Origin of the sequence: Schaalia sp. JY-X159, assembly GCF_014525425.1 — a bacterium.
In the GTDB taxonomy this organism is placed as follows: Bacteria; Actinomycetota; Actinomycetes; order Actinomycetales; family Actinomycetaceae; genus Scrofimicrobium.
In genome coordinates this window covers 188,087-199,639 of record NZ_JACEXI010000001.1, presented here as the reverse complement: position 1 = coordinate 199,639, position 11,553 = coordinate 188,087, and the positions used below count along the sequence as shown (strand labels likewise).

11 protein-coding genes are annotated in these 11,553 nt (G+C 60.3%); 6 read left to right on the top strand and 5 right to left on the bottom strand.

Annotated elements, in window-relative coordinates; all coding sequences use genetic code 11:
• The first annotated feature begins 60 nt into the window (after positions 1–60).
• From IDL90_RS00860 to IDL90_RS00845, 4 genes are all read left to right on the top strand, one after another.
• Entirely contained in the window at positions 61–771 is a 711-nt protein-coding gene (locus IDL90_RS00860; RefSeq protein ID WP_182140954.1) for a TetR family transcriptional regulator, read from the top strand.
• A gap of 163 nt (positions 772–934) precedes the next feature.
• Positions 935–1,840, top strand: coding sequence for an ABC transporter ATP-binding protein (locus tag IDL90_RS00855; protein ID WP_182140955.1), 906 nt, complete (start codon positions 935–937; stop codon positions 1,838–1,840).
• Positions 1,824–3,473: an ABC transporter permease gene (locus IDL90_RS00850; protein ID WP_220458721.1), complete on the top strand. Its 1,650-nt coding sequence runs from the start codon at positions 1,824–1,826 to the stop codon at positions 3,471–3,473. The genes IDL90_RS00855 and IDL90_RS00850 overlap by 17 nt, the downstream gene beginning before the upstream one ends.
• Before the next feature lie 64 nt (positions 3,474–3,537).
• A complete protein-coding gene (locus IDL90_RS00845) occupies positions 3,538–4,299 on the top strand; it encodes a glycerophosphodiester phosphodiesterase family protein (RefSeq protein ID WP_182140956.1) in 762 nt (253 codons plus the stop codon).
• A gap of 19 nt (positions 4,300–4,318) precedes the next feature.
• On the opposite strand, the gene pgl is transcribed toward IDL90_RS00845, so the two are convergent.
• Genes pgl through gndA form a run of 4 tightly spaced genes read right to left on the bottom strand, consistent with a single transcriptional unit; the run spans position 4,319 to position 8,989 of the window.
• Positions 4,319–5,101, bottom strand: coding sequence for a 6-phosphogluconolactonase (gene pgl, locus IDL90_RS00840; protein ID WP_223175094.1), 783 nt, complete (start codon positions 5,099–5,101; stop codon positions 4,319–4,321).
• Positions 5,098–6,012, bottom strand: coding sequence for a glucose-6-phosphate dehydrogenase assembly protein OpcA (locus tag IDL90_RS00835; protein WP_182140958.1), 915 nt, complete (start codon positions 6,010–6,012; stop codon positions 5,098–5,100). The genes pgl and IDL90_RS00835 overlap by 4 nt, the downstream gene beginning before the upstream one ends.
• Positions 6,009–7,550 (bottom strand): glucose-6-phosphate dehydrogenase, encoded by a 1,542-nt coding sequence (gene zwf / locus IDL90_RS00830; RefSeq protein ID WP_182140959.1) that lies wholly within the window; start codon positions 7,548–7,550, stop codon positions 6,009–6,011. The genes IDL90_RS00835 and zwf overlap by 4 nt, the downstream gene beginning before the upstream one ends.
• Positions 7,547–8,989: an NADP-dependent phosphogluconate dehydrogenase gene (gene gndA / locus IDL90_RS00825; protein ID WP_182140960.1), complete on the bottom strand. Its 1,443-nt coding sequence runs from the start codon at positions 8,987–8,989 to the stop codon at positions 7,547–7,549. Before gndA ends, zwf begins: the two co-directional genes overlap by 4 nt.
• Before the next feature lie 80 nt (positions 8,990–9,069).
• On the opposite strand from gndA, the gene IDL90_RS11265 reads away from it, so the two are divergent.
• A complete protein-coding gene (locus IDL90_RS11265; RefSeq protein WP_220458722.1) occupies positions 9,070–9,516 on the top strand; it encodes a hypothetical protein in 447 nt (148 codons plus the stop codon).
• A 3-nt stretch (positions 9,517–9,519) separates the two neighbouring features.
• On the opposite strand, the gene IDL90_RS00815 is transcribed toward IDL90_RS11265, so the two are convergent.
• Entirely contained in the window at positions 9,520–10,914 is a 1,395-nt protein-coding gene (locus IDL90_RS00815; RefSeq protein WP_187994014.1) for an MFS transporter, read from the bottom strand.
• 160 nt (positions 10,915–11,074) lie between these two features.
• Here IDL90_RS00815 and IDL90_RS00810 point away from each other — a divergent pair, with 160 nt between their 5' ends.
• Positions 11,075–11,542 (top strand): SRPBCC domain-containing protein, encoded by a 468-nt coding sequence (locus tag IDL90_RS00810; RefSeq protein ID WP_187994013.1) that lies wholly within the window; start codon positions 11,075–11,077, stop codon positions 11,540–11,542.
• Positions 11,543–11,553: the final 11 nt, after the last annotated feature.

Genomic DNA, 11,553 nt, shown 5'->3' with positions numbered 1-11,553 from the left:
GGCGCCGAGTGTACGTAGATAACGCTGTAGTTTCCACCCTGTTTAAATTAGGATGAGACCATGTCGTCGAACAACCCAGAAGCCGCACCACAACGCCCAAAAGACGCCCAACCCACAGCTGGGACCAACGACCCAAGGAAGTCAGAAGGGAAGAAATTGTCTTCCCGCGGTCCCTCTGCGAAACGAGGTGAGATCAAAGAAAAGATTCTTGTCGCAGCACACGAAGAGTTTGTGGAGAAGGGCTATGACCCGACAACGATGAGCGCCATCGCGAAGCGGGCCGGTTGCACGTCCGCCATGATCACGTACTACTTTGAAAGCAAGCAGCGTCTGTTTCGCGCAGGCTTCAACCTGCCACTCGACCCGGCGGAGACGATCCTCGAACACCTCTCTGAAGGGCGCGAGGGTGCTGGCGACAGGATTGCGCGTCGAGCCTTCCAGTTCTACGAAGAAGGTACCTCTGGCGAGACACTTCGCGTCCTGATGCAAACGCTTATGACCGACGCCGGTACAAGCCAACGCTTTCGCGACTACATCCGCAACGATGTCATTGGTGAGGTCGGCGCAAAGCTTGGGATCACAACAGAGCTCGCGGAAGAAGTCGAAATCGCGATGGCCGCAACCTTCGGCGTCATCACCATGCGCTACATCGTCAGGCTGGAACCGCTTGCCTCCATGCCGAAAGAGCGACTTATCCGGGAACTTGGGGCCATCCTGCAGATTCGTATCGACCGCGCCTTTGCCCGGCTGGAGAGATCGCAGGAGCGATAAGCTCCAACCTCCTGTACGGGGTTTCCATCTCCTGAAGCCCATTTTTGAGATCGCGTACCGCCTAGCACCATGCTAAATGCCGAAATGACAGCGCGATAGAGGCACTAAACTACGATCGATACCGCGAGCTGCGCGATCCAACAACTACAACGGGGGTGTTGGAATGACACTGTCCAAGACGATTGAGGTCCGGGAAGTCACGAAGTCCTTTGGCAGGTTTCAGGCGCTCTCCGGACTCAATCTGACTGTCGAGGCCGGCCAGGTTCACGGCTTCCTGGGTCCCAACGGGGCCGGGAAAACCACCGCGATTCGTGTCCTGCTGGGACTAATCCGCGCAGACGGTGGAACGGCAACCGTCCTCGGGCAAGATCCCTGGAAGGATGTGGTGGAGCTTCACAGACGCCTCGCCTACGTTCCCGGGGATGTCTCGCTGTGGCCAAAGATGAGCGGAGGCGAGGCTATCGACCTGCTCGCTTCTCTGCGTGGCGGCCTCAATGAGAGCCGCAGGACCGAGCTGATTGAACGCTTTGAGTTGGACCCAACCAAGCGTGGGCGCCAGTACTCCAAAGGTAACCGGCAAAAGGTCGCCATCATCGCAGCACTTGCCTCCGACGCTGAACTACTGATTCTTGACGAACCAACCAGCGGCCTCGACCCCCTGATGGGCAAGGTGTTCCAAGAGGTGGTCGGGGAAGCAAAAGCGCGGGGAACAACAGTGCTGCTTTCCTCCCACATCCTCGCGGAAGTGGAGAATCTAGCGGACCGCCTCACGGTGATTCGCGATGGCGTCGTGGTCGAGGCCGGAACGCTGGAGCAGTTCCGCGGGCATGCGCGAACGACAATCACTGCCACGTTGCATCGAGTTCCTTCTCCCGCCGCCCTGACCGGCCTTCAGGACGTGCACCTTGACGGCAACAGGCTCACTGCCACGGTCGGAGCGGACGGCGTGGGAGTAGCGATGACGGCGCTGGTCCCCTACGGACTCACGGCCCTCACGGTGGAACCGCCATCGCTAGAGTCGCTGTTCCTTCGTTTGTACGAGGACGAAACCAGTGACCAGGATGGCTAGGCGGACCCGAGGCCGTCACGGCGAGGGCACGACTCGAAGCACTAGCCCCCTGACCGGTACCGGAGTGCTGCTCAAGACCTCGCTGCGCTACGACGCTCACACTTTTGCGCCGTGGATCCTCATTGCCACCGTTCTGTCTGTCTCTTCAGTGGTGCTGTATCCGGTGATTTTTCCCGAACAGGCTGATCGAGCAGCCTTTGCCGCTGCGGTCGGATCAAATCCCGCACTGGGATTGGTGCTGGGCCCGGCATTCGACCTTGCGACCGTTGACGGCTTTAATGCCTGGCGTTCGCTCGCCCTCGGCGGCTTCCTCACTGCGCTCGCCGCGACCTTCACGGTGGTGCGAGCAACCAGGGGTCAGGAGGACTCGGGGCAGGCTGAACTGCTTGCTTCCAGCGTCCTCGGGAGGGGAAGTCGGCTCCTTACCGGCGTTGGACTTGCACTGATCGAATCGGTCCTCATCGGCCTGGTATCTGGCGTCGCGACAGGCCTATTCGGTGGGGACTGGGAATCCTCACTGCTTCTTGGGGCAACATTTACCGCCACCGGATGGATGTTTACCGGATTCGCCGCGGTCGCCTCCCAACTTGGGACCGACGCGCGAGCAGCATCAACACTGGCGCTCGGAACCTTGGGCGTACTCTACGTGCTACGCGGTTTGGCTTACTCCCTCAATGCGGATGCCTGGGCGATGTGGGTCAACCCGCTGGGATGGCTGACCGAGGCGCGCCCAGCGACGGGCAACAACTGGCTTCCACTGGTCTATGCCGTCGTTTTGACAATCATCTGCCTTACGTTGGCCTTTGTCCTCCAGTCGAAGCGCGATTTCGGGCAGGGAGCTGTGGCACCGCGCCCGGGGCCCGCGCGGGGGCGCATCCGCTCGCCGTGGGGCTTGGCAATACACATTAATGCGGGCCTGTTGCTGACATGGATAGTTGCCTTCATACTTCTTGGCATCACATTTGGCTACTTCACCGGCTCCATCGAAGAGGTTCTCAATCAAGACAGCGCCGTCGCTCATATCTTGGCGGCGGGGGCCGTAACCCACGACGAACTGATTGGTGCCTTTTTCTTGAGTATCCTGGCGATCCTAGGAAGCCTTGCCGCGATTCCGGGTGTCCAAGTGATCCTCAAGGTCCGTTCAGAGGAACTCGCTGAACGGGTTGAGCCAATCCTTGCTGGTGCGGTGTCCCGGTGGCGCTACTACGCCGGAAATGTCGGACTGGCGTTCCTTTCCTCAACCATCTACCTCGTGACGGCTGGAATGATTCTCACCGTCCTAGCGGTGCGGGCCGATGTCGGTATTAGTTTTGGTGAGGGCATGCTTCAGACTCTGGCTACTGTCCCGGCGATGTGGACGGTGGTGGCGTTTTCGGTCCTGGTTGTTGGCGTCCGCCCTCGTGTGCCGCTGGCAGCCTGGGCAGGCGTGCTCATGTCGTTCATGCTCACCCTGCTGGGGCCATCCTTCAACCTGCCGGACTGGGCGCTGGGAATAAGTCCGTTCTGGCATGTCCCCGTTGTCACACAGCCAAGTCCTGACTGGTCAGGGCTGCTTTGGGTCAGCCTCTTTACGGTCGGCTTCCTCACGGTCGGCTTTGTTGGGTTCAGGCGACGCGACCTCGCCACCACCTGAACGAAGGGCGAATACTATTGTCAATGGGATGCCGACCCGCAGTACTCGCAGCAGAGGAGCTCAGATGTCAGTAACCATACCCATGGCCCATGTGCCGACCAGTAGCCGCATGGTGTTTGCCCACCGCGGGCTCAACCATCAGGCACCGGAGAACACGATGCCAGCATTCGAGGCCGCAGCCGGGGCCGGTGTGCAATGGATTGAGACTGACGTCGACATCATCGCCGACGGCACCCCCATCCTGATCCACGACTCCACCTTGGATCGCACCACGAACCGCACCGGCGGCTTCTATGGCCTCACCCGTGCTGACCTCAGTCAGATCGACGCGGGCGCCTGGTTTGGAAGGGACTTCCGCGGCACCCGCATTCCGCTTCTCTCAGACCTGGTCACATTCATGAACGAGGCCGGTGTCAACGCCAACATTGAGCTCAAAGCACATGAAACAGGTAAGGAAGGCTCCCTGAGGCTGATCGGATCGGTGCTGAAGGAACTGGAAAACCTCGACCCGGAACGCGAGCTAATCATTTCCTCGTTCTCATCCCTGTTGCTTGCTCACTTTCACGAGGAGGCGCCCGAACTGGCCATCGGAATGCTCTGGGAGTCCAAGGCAATGTACTACGACTGGCTCTCCGTCCTCGAGATGGTGGGTGCGAGCTACATCCACGCTGAGGACGTCGACCTGTCCCCCACACGCATGGATGCTTTCACGGGCGCTGGCTACGGCGTCAATGTGTGGACGGTGAATGCTCCCGACCGCGTAAACCAGTTGTTCAACTGGGGTGCAACTGGCATCTTCACAGATACAGCCGACCGCTTCGTGTAGCCCAGTGAACGTCGTGGCCCTAGCCCTTGCCTCGGCTTCCCTTCGAGGCCGCCGCCACGTCCACCAACCACAGCGTCTCTTCTGTCCCGCGGACCGAGCCCGCCGGCGTCACCTTGCGCGGAGCGCCCGACCACGCGGAAGCAACCGCGTCAGCCTTGTCCGCCCCGGCTGGTACCAGCCAGATCGCCCGAGCGGCCTCGATCGCATCGAACGTGAGCGAAACACGAAGCGGCGGGGGCTTCGGAGAATCGCGCACCGCGACCACCGTGCCACTGGCGTCAAGCGCGGCGTTACCCGGGAACAATGAAGCGATGTGACCATCGGGGCCAACCCCAAGCATCAGCACGTCAAACTCTGGCACGCCGACCCCCTCGGGAGCGAACTCTGCCAGTTCGCCAGCATAGAGTTCCGCCGCAATCTCAGGTGTCGCGACCCCACCTTCTGGGTCAAGGGCCGGCATCTGGTGAATGTTCGTCTCAGGTATGGCTTCGGCAAAGCGACTCAGAAACACCTCCCGGGCCCCGGTCTCATTGCGTTCCGGGTCGCCATCCACAAGGAAACGCTCATCCCCCCACCAGAAATGCACTTGCGCCCAGTCCACCGCGCCCGCGGCGGGCTCATTGACGATGGCAGCAAGCGTCTTGGTCCCCACGGTGCCCCCGGTAAGCACGACGTGAACCGGTGACGTCACGGACTGGACGTCCGTAATGCGTGTGATCAGGCGCGCGGCAGTGCCCGCCGCCAAAGTGTCGGCGTCCGGGTAGACAACTACCCGTGGTGTCGGTGGTAAAACAGTCATCATTCCTCCAAGAGTGCGAGCCCATTAAGCAGGACATCGCCGTATGCTTCATCGGCATCGAGCCGCCTGAGATCCTCTGCCAGACTCTCACTGAGCGGACGCATCGGCAAGGTAATGTACTGGCGAGGTTCACCGGGAACCTGCAACGACGCGTTCCTCCCGTCAGGACGCGACAGCACAATCGGTCCCGACTCGCGCTCTAACCGCAACTCGGTGAGTCCCGGGGCGCCCTCGATCCGCTCCATCTCAACAGGGCACTCCAAGTGCAGCGCCAGCCACGCCCCCAGGAGGTCGAGGGCGGGGTGCCCTGCCTCTCCCGTCACGCTCGCTGAGAGGACAGGTTCATAGGGCGGCTGGTCCAATGTCGCAGCGATCAGTCCGCGCCACAGAGTCGTCCTCGTCCACGCCAAGTCAGTGTCGCCCGGTGCGTAATGCTCGCGATGCTCACGCAACTGACCCATGCCATCAGTCGCTGAATAGCTATCCGTGATGCGCCGCTGGGCCAACTTCCCGAGCGGATCGGTCGACGGAGATGATGGTGAGTTGCACGGCCAGTACACCACCACGGGGGCGTCCGGCAGCAGAAGTGGAAGGACCAGTGTGTCGAGGTGTTCGGCCAGTTCCGCGCTGTGTTGCAAAACAATGACTTCGCTGGCCCCGGCATCGTGACCCAGCCGCAGTTGCCCGTGCAACTCCCCCTCAATGTCATCGTTTTGTACGAGGGCGATCACGCGGCAGGGATGCTCCCTACTCGCAGTGTTAGCGGCCTCGATTGCGGGCTCAACATCGGCATGGCCTGCGTCGATGACCAGGGTGAGGACGCGGGACAGCGCCACTGCTCCACCCTCTTCACGCTCGTGGATGAGCCGCCGATTAATGTCAGCAACGGTTGTGTTGTCCATGTTGATAATCACGGGCGCCTCCAGCTGTGTCCGTCGCGTCGAACCATTTCCTCTGCCGAGTCTGGCCCCCAGGTGCCGGCGCGGTATGGCTCAGGCTTCCCATTGTTGGCCCAATATTCGATGACGGGGTCGAGGATCTCCCACGACAACTCCACCTCACGGTGACGCGGAAACAGCGGTGGGTCACCCAGCAGAACATCGAGAAGCAACCGTTCGTACGCCTCCGGAGACGCCTCCGTGAACGAGTGCCCATACCCGAAGTCCATCGTCACATCGCGCACCTCCATTACCGCCCCGGGAACCTTCGCGTTGAACTGCAGGCTCGCCCCGTCGTCGGGTTGGATGCGGATGACGAGGGCGTTATTGCCGGGCTCACGGCTCCCAGTGGTTGAGAAAGGTAGCGGCGGCGCCTTCTTGAAGACTACGGCAATCTCTGTGACGCGGCGCGCCAGCCTCTTGCCGGTCCTCAGGTAGAACGGGACTCCTGACCAGCGCCGGTTGTCAATATCCACGCGGATCGCCGCGTAGGTTTCCGTCGTCGAGTTGGGGTCAAATCCGCCCTCGTCTAAGTAGCCGACAACCTGTTGCCCACCCTGCCACCCGGCCTCATACTGACCGCGGGCGGTGTGGTATTCGATGTCGGGCGGGACGCTCGCGGCTGAGAGAACCTTGACCTTCTCAGTCTCTAGGTCATCGGCATCGAAAGTGACCGGCTCCTCCATGGCGGTGAGCGCCAACAGCTGCAGCAGGTGATTTTGAATCACGTCCCGAGCCGCACCGATCCCGTCGTAGTAGCCGGCACGCCCACCAACACCGATGTCTTCGGCCATGGTGATCTGGACGTGGTCGACATAGCGACTGTTCCACAGCGGTTCGAACAACTGGTTTGAGAAGCGCAACGCCAAGAGGTTCTGCACCGTCTCTTTGCCAAGATAATGGTCGATGCGGAAAACGGAACGCGGCGGGAAGACGTCCTCGACCACGCGGTTGAGGGCGCGGGCTGACTCGAGGTCGTGCCCGAACGGCTTCTCAATGACAACGCGTCGCCAAGACCCGTTGGCGCCCTCGGAAATCCCCGCACGTGCCAACTGTCCGCACACCTGCGGAAACGCGCTGGGTGGCACGGAGAGGTAGAAGGCGAAATTGCCACGCGTGCCGCGGGTGCGGTCCAGTTCCACCATGACATCCCGCAGCCTGTCGAAAGCAGCGTCGTCGTCAAAGGAGCCACTGACAAAGCGGATGCCACCAAGCAGTTGTTGCCACGCCGCCTCATTGAACTCGGTACGTGAATACTCTTGGATGCACTCTTTGACGACCTCGGCGAACTTCGCGTCATCCCAGTCGCGGCGACCAAACCCAATCAGAGCGAATCCCGGTGAGAGGAGCCCGCGGTTGGCGAGGTCGTAGATGGCCGGGAGGAGCTTCTTGCGTGCCAGGTCTCCGGTGACTCCGAAGATCACCAGGCCGGAGGACCCAGCAATGCGCGGCAGCCTCCGGTCACGCTTGTCGCGCAGTGGGTTGTGTGTCGCGGTTACTTCTGCGGGGCTCATTGTTCGGTCTCGGACCGATCCGCTGTCCATTCGGTATGGAAGAAGCCGGGCCGATCGGTGCGCTGGTAGGTGTGTGCGCCAAAGTAGTCACGTTGCGCTTGGATCAGGTTGGCCGGAAGCCGCTCGGCGCGAACCCCGTCGTAGTAGGCCAGCGACGAAGAGAAAGCGGGGGTCGGCACCCCGTGTAGTGCAGCGTCAGAGACAATACGCCTCCACGACTTCAGCCCGGCTGCAACAGCGCCCGTGAAGTATTCGTCCGCGAGCAGCAGCGGCAGTGCCGGGTCGCGCTCATAGGCCTCAGTGATGCGATTGAGGAAGCTTGCGCGAATGATGCAGCCACCACGCCAGATCCGCGCCATAGCCGCGCGGTTGATGTTCCACCCGAAGGCCTCGGAAGCCGCGGCGATCTGGTCGAACCCCTGGGAGTAGGCAACAATCTTTGAAGCGTAAAGCGCCTGACGTACGTCTTCAATGAAGGCGTCACGGTCAGTGATGTCCCAGGGAAGAGTGTCAGCCGGAAGCACCCCTTGGGCAGCTTCGCGCTGCGGTACCGATCCGGACAGCGCACGGGCAAAGGTAGCTTCCGCGATCCCCGTGATCGGCACCCCGAGGTCGAGGGCGTTCTGCACCGTCCAACGTCCAGTCCCCTTCTGTTCGGCCTGGTCAAGGACGATGTCCACGAAAGCCTTGCCGGTTTTGGCGTCAACCTGAGAGAGGACTTCAGCGGTGATTTCAATGAGGAATGACTCCAGTTCGCCCTCGTTCCACTTGGCGAAGATTTCCCCAATTTCAGCTGCCGATGCGCCCAATCCCTGGCGGAGCAGGTCGTAAGCCTCAGCGATTAGCTGCATGTCAGCGTACTCGATGCCGTTGTGAACCATCTTGACGAAGTGCCCGGCACCGTCCGGACCGACGTAGGTGGTGCAGGGGACGCCATCGACCTGGGCTGCAATGTCCTCAAGGATCGGCCCCAAGGTTTCGTAAAACTCAGGTGCACCGCCGGGCATGATAGAAGGTCCGTTGAGCGCGCCCTCTTCTCCCCCGGACACACCCATACCAACGAAGTGGATGCCCGCCTCACGCAGCGCCAGTTCCCGGCGCACAGTGTCGGGGAAGTGGGCGTTTCCGGCATCGACAATAATGTCGCCCGGCTCCAGGAGCGGAACCAACTCGTTGATGACGGCGTCGGTTGCGACACCAGCCTGAACCATGGAAATGATTGTTCGAGGGCGCTCCAGCGACTCGACAAACTCTTCCATCGTCGTCGAAGGCACAAACTCGCCCTCGTCCCCGTGGTCCTCAATCAGCGACTGGGTGCGCGCATAGGTGCGGTTGTGAACCGCCGTCACATAGCCGTGCCGCGCAATGTTGCGCGCCAAGTTGCGACCCATAACTGCCAAACCTGTGACCCCAATTTGGGCCTTCGTACCTAGACTCATGGCTCTACTGTTCCGCAAGTCGGCCCAAGTGGTCCGGGATGTTCAAACTATGACCAGGAGCGACCCTGATAAGGTTTGCAATGGTCCTTGACGGATTGACCCCCGCCAACAAATTAGACGGAGCGCGATGTCTTCGCAGATTCTCGATGCGGGTGGCGATCTACGCTGTTGGCGGCGGCCTGCTTGAGGTGCTGGTCAGTCCCATCGTGGAGCACCTGCCAACTCCGGCAGACCAAAAGGCCTCTGGAATGGCACTGCTGCATTCCTTCTACTGCTGGGGACAGGTCGCAGTTGTCGTGGGAACCACGATCATCCTCGGACTGCTCGGGCCCGGACTGTTTGCGCTCCTCATGGGCATCGGGCGCTTCGCATACGGGAGGTGGGGTTCCGGCCTCGACCTGCGGCGACTCCTTCTCTTCTCAAGTGTCGGCGCGGTGATTCCAGCGGTCTTCGCGGTCGTCGTGTGGCGTTTCGGGAAGGTCCGGCACACTTCGGCAGTACCTGCGGGTGCCAGACCCAAGCCCTGATTCCTACTTCTCGTTTTCTGCCAACTCTTGGCGGAGCTTATTATTTGCCTGCTCGACCCGCAGCCACCACAGCAGGAACGCGATGAGGGCCGCGATGATTACTGGCAACCACAGGTACATGAAGTTCAGCATGTTGATTGCCGTCGCAGGTTGCACTGCTGCTCCCCCGACGTAGCCACCGGCAGCGAGGAGCCAGCCCGAGAGGGCGACACCGCCGCCGCCGCCGATCTTCACGCCCAGTGAGGTAGCGGAGAACATCATGCCGTCGATCCGCTTGTTGTGGGTGAGGTAGGTGTTCTGGGAAGCCTCCGCAATCAGTGCGTTTAGTGTTCCCTGGAGCGGGCTCATCCCGAAGGACGCCAGTGCCGAGAAGGCCAACATCAGAGGAATGTTCCCCATCCCGGCCGCAACAATCACCAGGGCCCTGCCGACGAATGCGATGACGTAGCCAACGAAGTTGACCGGGTAGATCATACCGACTCTCTTGACGATGAAGGGTGTGACAACCAGTCCCAAGATGAGCGGCACATTGATCGCCCACGCAAACGTGGAGAAGTAACTCGCATCCCCAAGGACGTAGGTCATGAAGTAGATTCCGGTCCCCATCATGGCGGTGAAGAGCTGCCCCATCATGAAGACTGCGACAACTAGCAGATAGTACTTGTTTGAGAACAGAAGCTTGAACGACTCGAGCAGTGGGGGTGCGCCCTCGTCAATTGCTTCCTGTTCCTCTTCGGCGTCCTCGCCAACCTTTTCGTAGAGGACTTCGGCGGGAAGCTCACGAACTGAGAACACAGAGATGGTGTTGACGACGAGGCCGATCACAGCGTAAAGGATGGCCACATTGCGCCAGGCGGCTGCGTCCCCGCCGAATGCCTGCACCAAACCAACCGTCGAGACCTGGATCACCAGGCTGGTTCCGAAGGCGAAAATGAAGCGCAGGGAACCCATCTGCACCCGCTCTTCGGGGTTCTTGGTGATCAAAGCGGTCAGGGTTGAGTAAGAGATGTTGTTTGCGGTGTAGAAGACGGAATTGAGCAGAACGTAGGTGATGAAGAACCACGCGTACTTAGAGAAGTCGCCCAGGTCAGCGGGGATGGCAAAGATTGCAACAATCATCAACGCACACCCGAAGTATGCGTAGAACATCCAGGGCCGAGCCTTACCCATCTTGGTGTTGGTTCTATCGATGAGTGCCCCGAAGAAGAGGTCGGAGACGCCGTCGAAGATCCTTGCCACCATGATCAGGGTGCCGACAATGCCGGGATTCATGCCCATCGTGTCGGTCAGGTAGATCATCACAAAGAATGCGATGAAAGCGTAAACAACGTTGCCGCCAACGTCGCCCGCGCCATAACCGACCTTGTTGTACCACTTCAAATACTTCTTGTCGTCCATGTGTCTACCTCAAGCGCCGTTGCTTTTCTCAGTTCCCAGAACAGGTGTTTAGCGACCCCTCGTTAAGACCGCATAAGCTAATTACTATCAACAATTGCGCCGCAACAACGGAACTTTGGAAGAACGAAATGGTTGCAGTAACTCAACTTAAGGAGTCACCATGAAAAACACCGAGGTCAGCGTAGCTACCGCACCCCAGACGTACCACATCTTCATCAAGGCTCCTGCCGACACCATCTGGGACGCGCTTGCACGCCCAGAATTTACTGCTAAATACTTCTACGGCTCCCGCGTGGACACAACCGCTGAGGTCGGTACGCCCTTCCGATACCACTCACCTGACGGCGCATCACTCTGGGGTGACGAGGTCGTGCTGGAGTCTGACCGCCCAAACAAACTAGTCGTAGGCTGGCGATCGCTGTTCAACCCGGACGCACGCGATGAGCCACCAAGCCGCGTTTCCTGGCAGATCGAAGACCAGCGCGACGGCACATGCCTGCTCACGGTCACCCACGATCAACTTGAGCAGTCACCTAACACGGCGGCAGGGGTTGTCGGACCCGGATGGATGTTCGTCCTCAGTGGCCTGAAGACACTGCTGGAAACTGGCGAGCCGATGGTTGACTAACAGACGCTTGC